At 63.1% G+C, this 16,999-nt stretch carries 15 protein-coding genes; 9 read left to right on the forward strand and 6 right to left on the reverse strand.

Features of this window, described 5'->3' with window-relative positions:
• Positions 1 to 24: 24 nt before the first annotated feature.
• Positions 25 to 1,284, reverse strand: a complete 1,260-nt coding sequence (locus tag ACVWVY_RS15955; RefSeq protein ID WP_456627254.1) for an MFS transporter — start codon at positions 1,282 to 1,284, stop codon at positions 25 to 27.
• Positions 1,285 to 1,934: 650 nt separating this feature from the next.
• On the opposite strand from ACVWVY_RS15955, the gene nirB reads away from it, so the two are divergent.
• From nirB to ACVWVY_RS15970, 3 genes are read left to right on the forward strand one after another with little or no spacing between them, the layout of a single operon-like run.
• Complete coding sequence (nirB, locus tag ACVWVY_RS15960) at positions 1,935 to 4,394, forward strand: nitrite reductase large subunit NirB (protein ID WP_456627255.1); 2,460 nt, start codon at positions 1,935 to 1,937, stop codon at positions 4,392 to 4,394.
• Entirely contained in the window at positions 4,391 to 4,726 is a 336-nt protein-coding gene (nirD, locus tag ACVWVY_RS15965) for a nitrite reductase small subunit NirD (RefSeq protein WP_456627256.1), read from the forward strand. Before nirB ends, nirD begins: the two co-directional genes overlap by 4 nt.
• A 12-nt stretch (positions 4,727 to 4,738) precedes the next feature.
• Positions 4,739 to 7,399, forward strand: a complete 2,661-nt coding sequence (locus tag ACVWVY_RS15970) for a nitrate reductase (RefSeq protein ID WP_456627257.1) — start codon at positions 4,739 to 4,741, stop codon at positions 7,397 to 7,399.
• Positions 7,400 to 7,418: 19 nt separating this feature from the next.
• Here the strand turns inward: ACVWVY_RS15970 and ACVWVY_RS15975 are convergent, their stop codons facing one another.
• From ACVWVY_RS15975 to ACVWVY_RS15985, 3 genes are all read right to left on the reverse strand, one after another.
• Positions 7,419 to 8,357 (reverse strand): hypothetical protein, encoded by a 939-nt coding sequence (locus ACVWVY_RS15975; RefSeq protein WP_456627258.1) that lies wholly within the window; start codon positions 8,355 to 8,357, stop codon positions 7,419 to 7,421.
• 109 nt (positions 8,358 to 8,466) lie between these two features.
• Entirely contained in the window at positions 8,467 to 9,651 is a 1,185-nt protein-coding gene (gene nhaA / locus ACVWVY_RS15980) for a Na+/H+ antiporter NhaA (RefSeq protein ID WP_456627259.1), read from the reverse strand.
• Positions 9,651 to 10,286, reverse strand: a complete 636-nt coding sequence (locus ACVWVY_RS15985; protein WP_456627260.1) for a TetR/AcrR family transcriptional regulator — start codon at positions 10,284 to 10,286, stop codon at positions 9,651 to 9,653. Before ACVWVY_RS15985 ends, nhaA begins: the two co-directional genes overlap by 1 nt.
• A 164-nt stretch (positions 10,287 to 10,450) precedes the next feature.
• Between ACVWVY_RS15985 and ACVWVY_RS15990 the strand changes: the two genes are divergently transcribed.
• Positions 10,451 to 10,660, forward strand: a complete 210-nt coding sequence (locus ACVWVY_RS15990; protein ID WP_057853801.1) for a ferredoxin — start codon at positions 10,451 to 10,453, stop codon at positions 10,658 to 10,660.
• Positions 10,661 to 10,720: 60 nt separating this feature from the next.
• Positions 10,721 to 11,941, forward strand: a complete 1,221-nt coding sequence (locus ACVWVY_RS15995) for a cytochrome P450 (protein WP_456627261.1) — start codon at positions 10,721 to 10,723, stop codon at positions 11,939 to 11,941.
• A 59-nt stretch (positions 11,942 to 12,000) separates the two neighbouring features.
• Here the strand turns inward: ACVWVY_RS15995 and ACVWVY_RS16000 are convergent, their stop codons facing one another.
• Both ACVWVY_RS16000 and ACVWVY_RS16005 read right to left on the reverse strand, forming a co-directional pair.
• Complete coding sequence (locus ACVWVY_RS16000; protein WP_456627262.1) at positions 12,001 to 12,969, reverse strand: Bug family tripartite tricarboxylate transporter substrate binding protein; 969 nt, start codon at positions 12,967 to 12,969, stop codon at positions 12,001 to 12,003.
• Between the two features lie 92 nt (positions 12,970 to 13,061).
• Positions 13,062 to 14,099 (reverse strand): LacI family DNA-binding transcriptional regulator, encoded by a 1,038-nt coding sequence (locus ACVWVY_RS16005; protein ID WP_456627263.1) that lies wholly within the window; start codon positions 14,097 to 14,099, stop codon positions 13,062 to 13,064.
• 226 nt (positions 14,100 to 14,325) lie between these two features.
• On the opposite strand from ACVWVY_RS16005, the gene ACVWVY_RS16010 reads away from it, so the two are divergent.
• The 4 genes from ACVWVY_RS16010 (at position 14,326) to ACVWVY_RS16025 (ending at position 16,878) form a co-directional block, all read left to right on the forward strand.
• A complete protein-coding gene (locus ACVWVY_RS16010; RefSeq protein ID WP_456627264.1) occupies positions 14,326 to 15,123 on the forward strand; it encodes an SDR family NAD(P)-dependent oxidoreductase in 798 nt (265 codons plus the stop codon).
• 64 nt (positions 15,124 to 15,187) lie between these two features.
• Positions 15,188 to 15,721, forward strand: coding sequence for a VOC family protein (locus ACVWVY_RS16015; protein ID WP_456627265.1), 534 nt, complete (start codon positions 15,188 to 15,190; stop codon positions 15,719 to 15,721).
• A 92-nt stretch (positions 15,722 to 15,813) separates the two neighbouring features.
• Positions 15,814 to 16,374 carry a carboxymuconolactone decarboxylase family protein gene (locus tag ACVWVY_RS16020; protein WP_456627266.1) on the forward strand — a complete coding sequence of 187 codons (561 nt, stop codon included), beginning with the start codon at positions 15,814 to 15,816 and terminating at the stop codon, positions 16,372 to 16,374.
• Between the two features lie 78 nt (positions 16,375 to 16,452).
• Positions 16,453 to 16,878, forward strand: a complete 426-nt coding sequence (locus tag ACVWVY_RS16025) for a DOPA 4,5-dioxygenase family protein (RefSeq protein ID WP_456627267.1) — start codon at positions 16,453 to 16,455, stop codon at positions 16,876 to 16,878.
• Positions 16,879 to 16,999 lie beyond the last annotated feature (121 nt).

Below are 16,999 nucleotides of genomic sequence, written 5' to 3' on the forward strand. Positions count from 1 at the left end.
AAACGCTATGAGCAGCGCGCGTCGTCAGACCCGCGCTCCCGATGCGGCGCCCCAAGTGGTGCGCCAGCGCACCTTGACCATGGCAAGTCCGAGGAACCCAAGCAACGCCAGCAGGCCGAAAAACACGAAGCCCGCGCCAAACCCGCCGGTCATTCCCTTGGCCAGGCCGAGCGCCTTGGCAAGGAAGAAGCCGCCGATTCCGCCGGCGCAGCCGACCATGCCGGTCATCAAGCCGATCTCCTGCCGGAAGCGGAGTGGAATGAGCTGAAACACGGCGCCATTGCCCATGCCAAGCGCGAGGACACCGATCGAGAACAGCGACACTGACACCCAGGCGATCCGCGGCATCTCGGTGAGCGCCCAACCGGCAGGCGCCGGCGCGGTCGGTCCTTCCGGCATGAAGGCGATGGCGAGATATGCCGCCACGACGACTCCAAAGAACATCGACAACGAGCGGATGCCGCCAATGCGGTCGGCGAGCAGGCCGCCGACCGGGCGAAAACCCGAACCGAAAGCGACGATCAGGGAAACCAGCAGGCCCGCCGCGACGCCTGATACGTGATACTGCACGGTGAAATACAGCGGTAGCGCGTTGGCCAGTCCGACAAAGCCGCCGAAAGTGATGAAGTAGAAGAACATGAACCAGCGGCTGTCGGGATCGCGCAGCAACGTACCATAGGCCTTCAGCGAAACCGGTTTCCGTTCCCCCGGCGCATCCTTGGCGGCGTAGGCGTAGTAGGCGAGGATCAGCAACATCGGAACGAGCAGCACGCCGAACACAGCTTGCCAGCCCCAATGTTCGGCGATCGTCGGTGCGAACATCGTGTCGAGCACGACACCCATATTGCCGGCGCCGGCGATCCCCATCACCACGCCCTGATATTGCGGCGGATACCAGCGGCTAGCCTGCGGCAGCGCCACCGCGAACGAGGCGCCGCCGATGCCGAGCGCGAGACCGAAGATCTCCACCGACAGCTTGCTCGGAAGGCCGAAGTAGCAAACCCACGCCGTCGCGGCGATGACGACGAGTTGCGCGACAATTCCGGTCCGCTTGGCGCCGAACAAATCGGCGAGCAAGCCCATCGGCACCCGCAGCAACGCGCCGGCCAGAACCGGGATCGCGACAAGCGTGAACTTCTCGTCGACGGCGAGGTTCATGTCGCGCACGATGTAGACGATCAACGGACCGAGCGCGACCCAAGCCATGAAGCTTATGTCGAAATAGAGGAAGGCGGCGAGCAGCGTGGGCCAGTGGCCAGCCTTCTTGAATTCAGCAAACTTCATCGAGCAGCCTCGAACATCGGTGCGTGACACCGCGCAAGCGCGGTGATCTCGGCACAAAGGGATTGAATTTTGGAAAGCGAGTCGTCTCGTCGTTGAGACGCACTCTGATCCCGACGTCAGCAATTCGTGTGCCAGAAAAAGCAAGCGTGCCACTTTGCGTGTATTTGCAGGGCCTTGCGGCGCGTGGCGAACCCCACCGCGAATGCGGCTGCTGCTTCGTTTGTTGGCAAAAGCAGCCGCTCGAACGTGCATCGTGGTGTTTTATTATGCGGTGCTGGGCTTTGGCGAAAAGCGCGCCTGAAAAGCCGCTTGTCGGCGTCGTGCCATTTCCGGGAGCAAATTGACGCCGGGTGATAGTTAAGCATTCGTGTCGTGCACAATGGATAGCCCGAGGGGGTGATTTTTTGGGCATTTATGCATGTGCAGGCGCCGCCAATTAACGATTGATCGGCTGTAGCCGTGCGTTGCGCCCGGAAAATTACGGGTTCGGTGTTGGCACGTGTCTTGAATACCTGAGATCTCGATCGTCATAGTCGATGATCCTTTGCCCGCCGATGGGCGCTCCCCAATCATCAATATTTCTTGCCAATCGACGATGCAGATCTGCGTCGCCGCGTCGGGCCATCGGAACCAGGATTAGAAGGCAGAGCATGCTCGAGAAAATAAACAAGCAAAAGTTGGTGGTGATCGGCAACGGCATGGCCGGCATCCGCACGGTGGAAGTGCTGCTGGACCGCGCGCCCGATCTCTATGACATCACCGTCTTCGGTTCCGAACCATACGGCAACTACAACCGAATTCTGCTGTCGCCGGTGCTCGCCGGCGAGAAGACCGTCAACGACATCATGCTCAATACGGTGCAGTGGTACGAGGACAACGGCATCACGCTCCGCAAGGGCGAAATGATCGAGATGATCGATCGGCGTACCTGCGAAGTCGTCACCGCGGAAGGCGCGCGGGTGCCTTACGATCGCCTGCTGATCGCCACCGGTTCGAACCCGATCATGTTGCCCCTTCCGGGCAAGGATCTCCCGGGCGTCATCGGCTTTCGCGACATTCAGGACGTCGAGCGCATGGTTCAGGCTTCGACGAGCTACAAGAACGCCGTCGTGATCGGCGGCGGTCTGCTCGGTCTCGAAGCTGCCAACGGCTTGATGAAGCGCGGCATGAACGTCACCGTCGTGCATCTGCTCGACACGCTGATGGAGCGCCAGCTCGATCAGGTCGCGGGCGGATTGCTGCGCAAGTCGCTGGAAGAGCGCGGCATGGTGTTCAAGATGCCCGCGCAGACGGAAGCGATCCTGGGTGAGGACCGCGTGACCGGCGTGCGCTTTGCCGACGGCGAGGAGATTCCGGCCGACCTGGTCGTGATGGCCGTCGGTATCCGCCCGAATTTCGAACTGGCGCGCAAGGCGGGTCTCTATTGCGAGCGCGGCATCGTCGTCTCCGACACCATGCAGACCTACGACGGGCGAATTTATGCGGTCGGTGAATGCGTGCAGCATCGCCGCCAGACTTACGGCCTCGTCGCTCCCCTGTTCGACCAGGCCAAGGTTTGCGCCAACCACCTCGCCATGAAGGGTTTTGCCACCTATGACGGGTCGGTCGTTTCGACCAAATTGAAGGTGACGGGCATCGACCTGTTCTCCGCCGGCGACTTCGCGCCGGGTGCGGACAAGGAAGAGATCGTCATGCAGGACGCTTCCCGCGGCGTCTACAAGCGGATCATTCTGCGCGACAAGAAGATCATCGGCGCCGTGCTTTATGGCGATACCATCGACGGCCCATGGTACTTCCAGCATCTGCGCGACGGGACCGACGTTTCGCAAATGCGCGAGCGGCTGGTGTTCGGCGCCGCCAATCTCGGCGACGGCGGCCATAGCGGCAAGAATTCGGTCGCCGCCATGGGCGACGACGCGGAAATCTGCGGATGCAACGGCGTCTGCAAGGGCACGATCGTCAAGGCGATCAGCGAAAAGAAACTGTTCACGATCGACGACGTGCGGGCTCACACCAAGGCATCCTCGTCCTGCGGCTCCTGTACCGGCCTGGTCGAACAGGTGCTCGCCTTCACGCTCGGCGGCGACTATTCGGCGGCGCCGAAGGTCAAGCCGATGTGCGCGTGTACCGACCACAGCCATGACGACGCGCGCCGCGTCATCATCGAGAACTCATTGAAGACCATTCCCGACGTCATGAGGTTCATGGACTGGAAGACGCCGAACGGATGCCACTCCTGCCGGCCCGCCCTGAATTATTACCTGCTCGCCACCTGGCCCGGCGAGTATCGCGACGACCAGCAGTCGCGCTACATCAACGAACGCGTCCACGCCAATATCCAGAAGGACGGGACGTATTCGGTCGTGCCGCGGATGTGGGGCGGCGTCACGACGCCGGATGAACTGCGCGCCATCGCCGACGTCGCGGACAAGTTCAAGATTCCGACCGTCAAGGTCACCGGCGGACAGCGCATCGATCTTCTCGGCGTGAAAAAGGAGGATTTGCCCGCGGTCTGGGCCGACCTCAATGATGCGGGCATGGTGTCGGGCCACGCCTATGCCAAGGGACTGCGGACGGTGAAGACCTGTGTCGGTTCGGAATGGTGTCGTTTCGGTACGCAGGATTCGACCGGCCTCGGCGTCAAGCTCGAAAAATTCATGTGGGGCTCGTGGACGCCGGCCAAGGTGAAACTTGCGGTGTCCGGTTGCCCGCGCAACTGCGCGGAAGCGACCTGCAAGGATGTCGGCGTCGTCTGCGTCGATTCCGGGTTCGAGATCCACTTCGCCGGCGCCGCCGGTCTTCACATCAAGGGAACCGAGTTCCTGGGCAAGGTTGCGACCGAGGAGGAGACGCTCGAAGTCATCGCCGCGCTGACACAGCTCTATCGCGAGCAGGGCTGGTACCTCGAACGTATGTACAAGTGGTGCGATCGGGTCGGTCTCGACGCCATCCGCAAGCAGGTGGTCGACGATGTCGCCAACCGCAAAGCCCTGTTCAGCCGTTTCGCCCATTCGCAGCAATTCTCGCAGAGCGATCCCTGGGCGGCGCGCGCCAAACGCGGCGTCGATCGCAACGAATTCACCCCGCTCGCGGAGCTGGAACTCGCATGAGCAACTGGATTGAAATCGGGGCGCTGAACGATATTCCCGTTCTCGGCTCGCGCATCGTGCGGATGGCGTCCGGCGACATTGCGGTGTTTCGGACCGCCGACGACGAGGTTTTCGCGCTTGACGATCGCTGTCCGCACAAGGGCGGACCGTTGTCGCAAGGCATCGTCCACAACAAGCGCGTCACTTGTCCGCTGCACAATTTCGTCATCGAGCTCAAAAGCGGTGCGGCGGTTGCGCCCGACGAGGGATGTACGCGCGCGCATCCGACCAAGGTGGAGAACAACACCGTCTGGCTCTGCATTCAGACGGCGGCGGCCGTGCCCGCCGAGTGAGGGTGATCGCCCGTGCCAGTGAAGACAAGCTGTCCGTATTGCGGCGTCGGCTGCGGCGTCATCGCTGACAGGGATGCCTCGGGCGCCGTTACCGTCCGGGGCGATCCGCTGCATCCCGCCAATTTCGGGCGGCTGTGCGGGAAAGGCTCGGCGCTGGCCGAGACCATCGGCCTCGAGGGGCGGCTGCTGGCGCCCATCGTCAACGGGCAGGAAGCGACCTGGGATGCGGCACTCGATCATGTTGCCGAGGGTTTTGGCAGAATCGTCCGCGAGCACGGGCCGGATTCGGTTGCCTTCTATGTCTCCGGCCAGATTCTGACCGAGGACTATTACGTCATCAACAAGCTCGCCAAGGGCTTCATCGGCACCGCCAACATCGACACGAATTCCCGGCTATGCATGGCGTCGAGCGTGGCGGGCCACAAGCGCGCGTTCGGCAGCGACACCGTTCCGGGCTGCTATGAGGATCTCGAAACCGCCGATCTGCTTGTCCTGGTCGGCTCGAATGCTGCCTGGTGCCATCCGATCCTTTACCAGCGCATGGTGGCGGCCAAGGCCAGCAACCCTGCGTGCCGCATCGTCGTCATCGATCCGCGGCGGACCGCAACATGTGACGGCGCCGACCTGCACCTGCCGCTTCGCTCGGGCAGCGATTCGGTACTGTTCAACGGGTTGCTCGCGCATCTTGCATCGTGCGATGCCATCGACGGTGCGTTCGTGGATGGATCCACCACCGGCGCCGAAGCGGCGCTGCGGCAGGTCGCCGGTCAGACGGTGGCGCAGACTGCCGAAATCTGCGGACTGGCCGAGGGCGCGGTGGCGTTGCTCTTTGACTGGTTCGCCAAAACCGAGCGGGTCGTCACGCTCTATTCGCAGGGCGTCAACCAGTCGAGCAGCGGTGTCGACAAGGTCAATGCGATCATCAACTGTCACTTGTTGACGGGCCGTATCGGGCGGCCCGGCATGGGGCCGTTCTCGCTGACTGGACAACCCAACGCGATGGGCGGGCGGGAAGTCGGCGGGCTGGCCAATCAATTGGCCGCCCACATGGAGATCGAGAATCCGACACACCGCGACATCGTCCAGCGCTTCTGGCAGTCGCCGATCATCGCGGACAAGCAGGGCCTCAAGGCCGTCGACATGTTCGACGCGATCGCCGATCAACGCATCAAGGCGGTCTGGATCATGTCCACCAACCCGCTGGTCAGCCTGCCGGATGCCGATCGCGTGCGCCGCGCACTCGATGCATGCGAGCTCGTCGTCGTCTCCGACTGCATGCGCCATACCGACACCACGCGTCATGCCCATGTGTTGCTGCCTGCGCTGACCTGGGGCGAGAAGGACGGCACCGTCACCAACTCCGAACGCCGCATCTCCCGGCAGCGGCGGTTTCTGCCGGCGCCCGGTGCTGCCAGGGCCGATTGGCAGACGGTCTGCGATGTCGCGCAGCGTATGGGTTTTTCGGGGTTCGACTATCCGAACGCGGCAGCGATCTTCCGCGAGCACGCCAGACTCTCCAGCTTCGAGAATGAAGGGACGCGCGATTTCGATCTGTCCGCCCTGAATACGCTCGACGATCGCGCCTACGATGCGCTTACCCCGATCCAGTGGCCGGTGACGCGCGAATATCCGACCGGCACGCCGCGGATGTTCGAAACCGCAAAGTTCTTCACGGCCGACCGCAAGGCGCGTTTCGTGCCGGTGACGCCGCGTGCCGCCGCGAACGCGACCAGCCGGGACTATCCGCTGGTGCTCAATACCGGGCGGGTCCGCGATCAATGGCACACCATGACGCGGACGGCAAAATCGGCGCGGCTGCTGGCGCACATTTTCGAGCCTTGCGCCGAATTCCATCCCGACGATGCACGCATGGCCGGGGTCGAGAATGGCGGGCTCGCGCGACTGACCAGCCCGTGGGGCGAGATGGTGGCGCGCGTTGTCGTCACCGCCGAACAGCGGCGCGGCTGCGTGTTCGTGCCGATGCACTGGAACGGCGAATATGCCGGCGACGGCCGGGTCAACGCGCTGGTCAATCCAGCGACCGATCCGATCTCCGGGCAGCCGGAGTCCAAGCACACGCCGGTCAAGGCGGCAGCTTACCTGCCGAAATGGCATGCGTTCATTCTCAGCCGGCAGGAGATCGCGCGTCCCGAAGCGGGCTACTGGGTCGGCGGGCTCTCAGGGACCTGCTGGCGGATGGAACTCACCGGCGACGAGCGGCCGACGAGTTGGCGCGATTGGGCCCGGGCGCAGCTTCGCGTCGGACATGACGACATCGAGTGGATCGCCTATCGCGATCCGAAGGCCGGCCGTTTCCGCTACGCGGCCGTTCGCGACGGCCGGCTGGAGGGCTGCGTGTTCATCGCTCCCGATCACAAGCTGGTTTCTCGGTCGTGGTTGTCAGGGCTGTTTGCAGAGCAGGCCTTGTCGCCGAATGCGCGAATGTCCCTGCTGACGGGGCAGCCGCTCGATGCAAGCCAGGACGTCGGGTCGATCGTCTGCTCGTGCTTCGGCGTCGGGCAGCATCAGATCTCGGCCGAAATCAAAAAGGGCGCGGCCAGCGTCGAGGATGTCGGTCGGCGCCTGAAGGCCGGCACCAATTGCGGTGCCTGCAAGCCGGAGATCGGCAAGCTGCTACGCGGTGCGGCCGTGCGGGATTCGCAGCCCGCATGAGCTTGCGGCAATCTGGCCGCTAATTCTTGATCGCGTAGAGCGGCGTTCGCAGCGTTAGCTGGTACGACGGCTTCGGTGTCCAGGCGATCTGCGCGGTGATGCCGAACAGCCGATTGTCGTCGTTGTCCATGCGGTCGAGGTCGAGCCGCACGATCGGCTGCGTGAACGCGGGAAACGGCGTCAGGTTCAGAACCTGCGCGCCGCCGAAGTGCTGCACGCCGAAGCGGCCGGTGAACATCCAGTTGTTGTCCCACTGATAGTAGCCGCCGACATAGCCCATGACGTCAGGGCTGACGCGGGCAAGCGGGGTATCGACCAGGACCCGGGTGTATTGCATTCCCGCGAGCAGCCCGCGCGTCTCATCCGCATTCAGCGCATAGCCCGCCTCGAGAATGGTGTTGTAAGCCGTCGTGGCCAGCGGCGCATCCGAAGTCGATCGTGTAGCATTGGCTTGAACGGTGATGGTCGGAAACATTCCACCGTTCTGCTGATAGATGTCGGCCTGGAATCCGACGGTAAAGGCGTAGATCGAGAAGCTCGTCCAGGGATCGGTACCCGCCTGCGACGTCGCTCCGCTGACGCCACCATAGACCGAGAGCTGATCGTTGACATCGACGGTCAGGGGCAGGTCGACCGAGAGGCTTTGGCTGGACGGCGAGGTCCGGGTTCGAAGCGAGGAAAAATTCGCCAGCGTCGACAACACAGGCGGCGTGCCGAATCCGATCGAGAGCGCGCCGGCGGGCAGCGTCGAGTAGATCGTTCTCATATCGAGATAGAAGTTCGGCAGGGCCGATTTTGCCTCGACCGCATCCTCCTCACCGTCGTCTTCGTCTTTTCCAAGCGCAAAGCCTGTAACGCAGAACGATACCAGCATGCCGAGCGCTACGCTTCTGGCGGATCGCGTCAGCGCGAGTTTCAGACCGCGCGGTGCAGTGGATCTGGTAAAATTCGTGCTCAACCGGCGTTGCCCTTGACTGGACAAGCTAGATCATTTGCGTGTGGCGAATACAAGCAGCGGCCGCCATCCGGGCTTCGGTCTCACGGCGGGTGTTGCGCGTTTGCGCCGCCTATCTCGAAGCCGGAATTCCGTTCGACCGGCCGAGGGCCGCAAAAAGCAGCGCGGCGACGATGCCGGACAGCAGCGAGGCCACGAGGACGCCGAGCCGGACCTGTTTCAGCACCGCCTCGTCGTCGAAGGCCAGCGTGCCGATGAAGAGGCTCATGGTGAAACCGATGCCGGTCAGGATGGCCATTGCATAGAGCTTTGTCGTCGTCGTTCCTTCCGGCATCGCAGCAAAGCCTAGCCTGATCGCAAGGATCGAAGCGACAAAGACCCCGATCTGCTTGCCGACGAAAAGTCCAACGATGATGCCAAGCGTTATCGGCTCCGCCAGCTTTGACAAGGTCAGCCCGTGAAGTGATACACCTGCATTCGCGAAAGCAAAGATCGGAACGATGGCGAAAATAACCCACGGCTTGAGTGCGTGTTCGGTATCCTCGAGCAGGCTGCGGCCGTCGTGCCGTGTCAGCGGCATCGCCAAACCTACGGCTACGCCGGCCAGCGTCGCGTGCACGCCCGATTTGAGCACGCAGACCCAGGTGAATAGTCCGGCGATCAGATAGAATGCCGGCTTGCGCACATCGAGCAGGTTGAGAACCGCGAGCGCCGCGACGCCGAGCCCGCCGAGCGCCAGCGCCAGAACCGAAAGGTCGGCGGTATAGAAGATCGCGATGACGATGATGGCCATGAGGTCGTCGATGATCGCGAGCGCCAACAGAAAAGTTTTCAGCGAAGCCGGCACCTTGCGCCCCAGCATGGCGCAAACACCTAGCGCAAAGGCGATGTCGGTCGCTGCCGGGATGGCCCAGCCGCGCAACGCGTTGGCGTCGCCCCAGTTCACCGCGGCAAAGATCGCGGCCGGCGTAACAAAGCCGCCGAATGCGGCGATCACGGGTAATGCCGCTTTCCTCGGGCTTGCCAGCGCACCCTCAATCGCCTCGCGCTTGATCTCGAGGCCGACCAGAAGAAAGAACACCGCCATCAGGCCGTCGTTGATCCAGTGTTCGAGCGTCTTGCTCAGTCCGATCGATCCGATCCGCACCTCGCCGGCCGTATGCAGCAGCGCCTGGTACTGAGGCCCGAGCGGCGAGTTTGCGACGACGAGGGCCGCGGCTGCGGCGATGCCGAGCGCGATGCCGCCATAGAGGTCTGTGTTTTCAGTTTCGCTGGACGCCGGGACCCTGGCCGTCATCAGCCGACCTTGTCGGCCGCCTTGATGGCGACGGACAGCGCGAGCTTTGTTTCCGCCACGATGTCCTCGACCAGTTCTTCCACGCTGACATGGGCAACCTGGCCCGTGAGCAATCCCTGTTCGGCGAGCATGACCACGCCGTGCAGCGAGGCCCAGACTTTCAGGGCGCTGCGCTCGCGCAAGAGCCCCACGGCGGGGGCCTCCAGCGCTTCCACCAGGAGTTCGAAGGTCTCCATTGCCGCGCTGTGCAGCTCGCTGCCTTTCGGCGCGCATGCCATGGTTCGCGACGCGAACATCAGGCGATAGATGCCGTTGCGGCGCAGGCCGAAATCAAGCGTGAGCTGCGCGAAACGCGACAGCTTCGACTGCTTCGATGGTTTTTCGATCGCCGTGCGCATCATTGCTGAGAACTGGCGGAACGCTTCGGCCGTCACCGCCGTCAGCAGCGTCTCGCGATCGGCAAAATGCTTGTAGGGCGCCGGCTGCGAGACGCCGAGAATCTTGGCAAGCGCGCTGATGCTGATCGCTTCCGGGCCGCCCAGTTCGACTTCATGCAACGCGGCCTGAACCAGGGCATCGCGGAGATCCCCATGGTGATAGGCGTTGAGCGCTTTGCGTGCGGGTCGAGGCGGCATTCAGTTCCATGATCTATAACTTTTGACTTGACAGCACAACGGCTCCGCGAATGTAATACGATATAACTTCGCGGTGCGCCGGCGGGTCCGTGCCGCCGTGCCGAACAATGCCGACAGAAGAACACCGCGCGGCAAAGCGCGCCACACAAAGGGGAAACGCTGCGATGGCTGGAAAGCTGAAAATCCGCGTCGACCAGGACAAATGTCAGGGCCACGCGCGCTGTAAATCACTGGCGCCTGAACTGTTCGATCTCGACGAATTCGGCAACGCGCACGAAGTCGGCGATGGTTCCGTGCCCGCGGGCCTGGAAGACAAAGCCTGGCTCGCCCAGAGCAACTGCCCCGAGATTGCGATCGAAGTGACCGAGGAATAGCCCGGTCGCGCGACTTTAATCCACCACGATCTGAACGAACCAAGCAGAGGAATTGCTCCAATGTCCGATTCCGCCAGCATCATGCCCGAACATCCGCCGGTCACCGACTGGGTCAACGATTTCGACCACACCGATCCGAACTGGACGGAAAACCCGTTTCCGATCTGGGAAAAATTGCGCGCGGCCTCGCCCGTCGTGCACACCGAGCGCTTCCTCGGCTGCTACATGCCGACCACCTACCAGGCGGTAAAGGAAATCTCCTACGATACCGACCACTTTTCTTCCCGGCGCGTCATCGTGCGCGACGTTCGCCCGGAAATCACGGCGCGCGCGCCGCCGATCACCTCCGACCCGCCCGAGCACAAGCCTGCCAAGCAGTTACTGTTGCCGCCGTTCACGCCGGACGCGATGAAAAAGCTCGAGCCGCGGGTGCGCGCCATTTGCAACGAACTGATCGACGAGTTCATTGCCGACGGCAAATGCGACGCCGCCGCGCGCTACACCAAGCATGTTCCGGTCCGCGCCATTGCGCACATGCTCGGAATCCCTGAGAAGGACGGCGATCTCTTCATCAAGTGGATTCACGGCATCCTCGAACTCGGCATCAAGGATGACAACGCGCTGATGGAGGCGGTGCGGGAGATGACCGGCTATTTCGCCGGCCACATCGAGCATCGCAAGAAGAATCCGACCGACGACCTGATCTCGACGCTGATGAACGCGAGGGACAAGGATGGCAATCCGCTGGCGGATGAGCATGTGCTGGGTTCGCTGCGGTTATTGCTGATCGCCGGCATCGACACCACCTGGAGCGCGATTGGCTCCTCGCTCTGGCATCTGGCGCGGGTACCTGCGGACCGCGAGCGGCTCGTCAAGGAGCCCGAACTGATGCCGCTGGCGGTCGAGGAACTGCTGCGCGCCTATTCGCCGGTGACGATGGCGCGCGAGGTGATGAAGGAAACAACCATCAGCGGCTGCCCGGTCAAGCCCGGCAACATGGTGCTGCTGTCGTTCCCGGCCGCCAACCGCGATCCAGCCATGTTCCCCGAAGCCGACAAGGTGGTGATCGACCGCAAGGAAAATCGCCACGCCGCGTTCGGCCTCGGCATTCACCGCTGCGTCGGCTCCAACCTGGCGCGCATGGAAATGACGGTCGCGATCGAGGAATGGCTGAAGCGGATTCCGGATTTCAGGCTCGATCCGGCCGGCAAGGTCACCTGGTCGGAAGGTACCGTGCGCGGCCCGCGCCAGTTGCCCGTGCTGTTCGGCAAGGCGAACTGAGGGCTTGAGGAGTACGCGTGGAGAGCCGATCGTCTTGGCCCTCCTTTTGCGTTCGGTCGCTACTTGACCTCGATCTTGGCGTCGCTGGCGACTTTCTTCCAGGCTTCGATGTCGCGCGCGTTGATGTCGCGCTGCTGATCTCCGGCGATGAAGTCCGCCGAGATGCCGAGTGCCAGCAGCTTCTCGGCGATGTCGGGCTCGGCCAGCGACGCCTTCAGTGCGCCGGAAATTTTTTGGGTAATAAAAGCGGGAACGCCCGCAGGCGCATACATCACCCAGGACAGGCTCCGTTCGAAATCGACGCCTTGCTCCTTGTAGCTTGCGACATCAGGCAGGCTCGGTGATCGTCCCCCGCAGACCGCAAGCGCCTTCAGCTTTCCATCCCTTACCAGCGGCGTCCCGGTCGCCATGTCGACCAATCCCACCGAGATGTGCCCGCCCATCAGGTCGTTGGCGAGCTTCGTCGCGCTGCTGAACGGGACATGCTGCAGGCGGACGCCCGCCTTCTGGGAGAGGATTTCGCCGCAGAAATGTCCGGTCGAGCCGACGCCCCAGCTGCCATACTGGATCGGCTCGCCCTTCTTCGATAGCTCGATCAGCCCTGGGAGGTCGTTGGCGGCAAAGTCCTTCGTTGCGATGAGGAGGATCGATGACGTTCCGATCCGTCCAATGGTCGTAAAGTCCTTGATCGGATCATAGGGCAGGTTCGGATAGACGGCCGGCGCGAGTACATGGGTGGTCATGCCGCCGATCGTGATGGTGTAACCATCGGGCGGCGAGGTCGCCGCCTGCTGAGCGCCGATGGTGCCAGCGGCGCCGGTGCGGTTTTCGACGTAGATGGTCTGCCCAAGGCGGTTGCCCATCCGGTCGGCAAGCAGCCGGCCGAGCACGTCGCCGCCGCCACCGGCCCCGAACGGCAGCAGCATCTTGATCTTCTTGGAGGGGTAGTCGGTCGCGTCTTCGGCGTGGGATGAACATGCCACCGACGCGAGCGCAAGCAGCGAAAGCATTATCGCGCGTAACTTCATTTACTCACTCCCTGGGTTTCCCTTTTTTTATTTTGGTCGTTCGTCGCCGGCGTTCTTCGCCGGTCGTGCAGATCGGTGACGCCGGCGCACAATCAGGGCGCGCGAGGCTTGGCCCCGGAATGCCGAAGGATGAAGCGTGTCGGCAGGTAGACCGGCCGGATCTTGCGGGCTTCGTCGCCGCCGCGAATCCGGTCGAGCAGGATGTTGGCGGCAACCCGGCCCATCTGGTCCAGATCCCACGTCAAGGCCGAGATACCCGGCGTTGCATGCCGGGCGAGATCAGTATCGCCGATGCACACCAGCGACACGTCGTTGGGATAGCGCAGGCCATTGCTGGCAAGGGCGTCCATCACACCGGCCAGCATGTGCGTGCCCAACGTAATGATCGCGGTCGGACGGTCGGGGCCTTGCAGCAATTGGCAGACGTCGCTGAACGCAATGCTGGAGCCGTGCGTCTGCGGCCGGATCAGGTCGGGATCGACCTCGAGTTTCGCCTCGGTATGGGCCTGCCGATAGCCGGCCAGGCGCTCCGAACTCGGCAGCAACGCGGCGCGTCCGGTGAGCAGCGCGATGCGGCGATGGCCGAGCCCGATAAGATACCGCGTGATTTCTAGGCCGCCGCCGCGATGATCCGCGCGCACCGAGGGGACATCAGGCACCTCGCGATCGATCGCCACGCAGGGCAGGTCCAGGTTTGCGAGCGCGCCGGTGAAGTCGGTGTGGGCATTGTCGCCGGCGAACAGCAGCAACCCGTCCATCCGCCGCCGGCGCACCGCTGATACGAACGCCATTTCGCGGTCTTGCTCGTGCCGGGTTGCGGCCAGCATCAGCACGTAGCCGGCGCGCTGAAATTCCTCCTCCGCGCCGTTGATCATCTCGCTGTAGAGCGGGTTGGAGAGGTCGGCGACCATGCAGCCGATTGTCTTGCTCTCGCGCGAACGCAACGCCTGCGCCGCCGAATGCGGCTCGAAGCGCAGGCGGTTCACCGCCCGCATGATCTTGGCGTGCAATTCCGGGCTGATGTGCGGCTCGCCGTTCATGACGCGGCTGACGCTGCTGACCGAGACGCCGGCCTGGGCTGCGACGTCGCGAATTGTGGCACGTGCAGGCTTCGCCTGGCGCAACGACATTGCAGGGCTCCCTGGAGCATCGCCGATCAGGCGTAAGTGGACGAAAACCTAGCGCATTCTGGAAACGATATACAAGCCAGAAGCCTTTAAAAATCTACCTTGAACAGTATCATGGGATAAAGTATGGAAACGTTTCCAAGAAATACCGGGAGAGGGCGGGCACGCCGCTGTTCCGGCGCGACAACAAACCGGCCGAATGGCCGCAGGCAGGAAACGGGACCGGGGCATGACGCGGCGCGTCGAAGGAAAAGTCGCTTTGGTGACCGGCGCCGCCAACGGTATCGGGCGAAGCGCGGCCCTGGTGCTGGCACGCGAAGGCGCGAAGATTGTCGCCACCGATCTGCAGGACGAGAAGGGCGCAGCCCTGCTGTGCGAATTGCGCGCCACTGGATGCGAGTGTGAATACTACCACCATGACGTGACGCGTGAGGAGGACTGGCAGTCGATCGTGGCCCAGACCAGGGCACGGTTCGGCAGGCTCGACGTTCTCGTCAACAATGCCGGGATCGGCCTCTCGGGTCCTGTGGTCGACATGGCGTTCGCCGACTGGAAGCGGCAGGTGGCCGTCAATCTCGATGGCGTCTTCCTCGGCGTAAAGCATTCGCTCCCGTTGATGCGCGCAGGCGGCGGCGGAAGCATCATCAACGTTTCCTCGATTGCGGGAATCAAGGCTTCGCCGAACGTCTCGGGCTACTGCGCGACCAAGGGCGGCGTGCGGCTGTTCACGAAATCGGTCGCGCTGGAATGCGCAGCCGCCAAGGACGGCGTGCGCGTCAACTCGCTGCACCCCGGCATCACCGAAACCGCGATCTGGGATACGTTGATTGGCACCGTCGAGGACGGCTCGAATGGCGGACGGGAGCGCGGTCCCACGCTCGACAAGCTCACCGAACGCGCCGTGCCGCTCGGCTACAAGGCCGCGCCTGAAGATATCGCCAACGGCATCCTGTGGCTCGCCAGCGACGAGAGCCGCTACGTCACCGGCACCGAGCTCGTCATCGACGGCGGCCGATCGATCGGCTGACGCCGGGGATCAAGAAGAATAAGGCGGGAAAGGTGTCCCGCCAGGAAGCACACGGGAGGTCGTCATGAGCCGTATCTTTGGTGCAGTCTGCCAGAACGGATATGTCGTGCGGGATATCCGCGCCGCCATGGATCACTGGGTCAACGTGATGGGCGTCGGGCCCTGGTACTATATCGATCGGGTCAAGACCGATTACTTCCGCCACCGGGGTAAGGACTCCGCCATGGAGATGAGCGTGGCGCTTGCCAATTCCGGCGATCTCCAGATCGAATTGATCCAGCAGCGCAACGACGCGCCCTCGATGTACAAGGAGTTCCTCGACTCCGGCCGCGAAGGCTTGCAGCATATGTCGTACTGGACCCGCGATTATCAGGCCCTCTACGACCGCGCGCTGTCACTTGGCTACAAGGTGGGACATGAGGGGCAGATTGGCGGCGAAAAGGGCCGCTTTGCCTATTTCGACACGCAGGCCCATCCCGGCACCGTGGTCGAAATATCCGACATCAGCGGCAGCAAGGGAAGTTTCTTCGAGCACATCCGCAAGGTCGCCGCCGGTTGGGACGGCTCCGATCCCATCCGCGAAGTCGGCGGACGCTGAGCGATGCCCGTATCGCGCGGTAGCGTTAAGTTCGGACCCCGGCGCGGAAGCGCACAGCGGCAGCAAGAAACAGCAACGTAAGGAACAAGCGGATGGCAAGACTTCCCCTGATCGACCCGGCGGCAACCAGCGACGACGTGCGCGCGTCCTTTGACAGGATGCCGGTCGTCCTGAACATCTTCCGGATGATGGCGCATGCCGAGACCAATTTCATTCCGGCGATGCGGTACGCCAATTCGATCCTGCATCGCCAGAAGCTCAGCCACGTCAATCGCGAATTGCTGATTCTCCTGGTCGCGCAGCAGGAGCATGGCGTCTATGAGTGGCGGCAGCATGTGCCGATCGCGCTTGGCGTCGGTGTCACGCAAAAGCAAATCGACTGCATCGAACAAGGCAAATACGACGATGCCGTCTTCAATGCTGCCGAACAGGCGCTGCTGGCGTTCGGCGGGGAAGTCATCGAGAACGTGCGCGTAGCCGCGCCGGTGTTCGCCACGATGCGCGCGCATTTCAGCGAGCAGGAGATCGTCGAATCGATCCTCGCGATCGGCTTCTACATGACGATGGCGCGCCTGACGGAGGCAACCGAGGTCGACCTCGATCCCGCCGCCGGCATGACCGTCTTCGAGGGCGGCAAGAAGCGGTCGGGCTGACGCCGGCGCATTGACCACGCGGCCGGTTGCAGCGATCATCGAACGGTTCGAGGGCAACGATGGCGGGGAGCGCGGGCTATGACGGGTGAGCTGGGGGCGGGCGGTCCGCGACCATTAGGCGAAATCGCGAGCTACCACGCCCATGTCTACTACGATCCGGCGACCACGCGGGCCGAGGCCGAGCAGTTGCGCGCCTGGATCGGCGAGCGGTTCTCGGTCACGCTCGGGCGGTGGCACGACGTCAAGGTCGGCCCGCACGATCAGGCCATGTACCAGGTGGCCTTTGCCCGGGAGATATTCCCCGAACTGGTGCCCTGGCTGATGCTCAATCATGGCAACCTGAGCGTTCTGGTGCATCCGAATACGACCAATCCGCGCCGGGATCATGAGGCCGATCCGATCTGGATCGGGCCGGCGCTCGCCGTGCATGCCGACAAGCTGCCGGAGGACGCCGAGATGGAAGAGGCGCCCGCGCCGAATACCAATCCGGTTCTGCGGCCCTGAGTGTGGCTTCGCCGGCCGGGAATCCCGGCCCGGTTTACCATTACATGGCTTGAATCCGTGCATTTCGCCGGTCATGATAGTGGCGGGCGCTTGTCTCGATTATGCCTTACTTTGGTTTGCA

It is taken from the genome of Bradyrhizobium sp. URHC0002 (assembly GCF_054059515.1).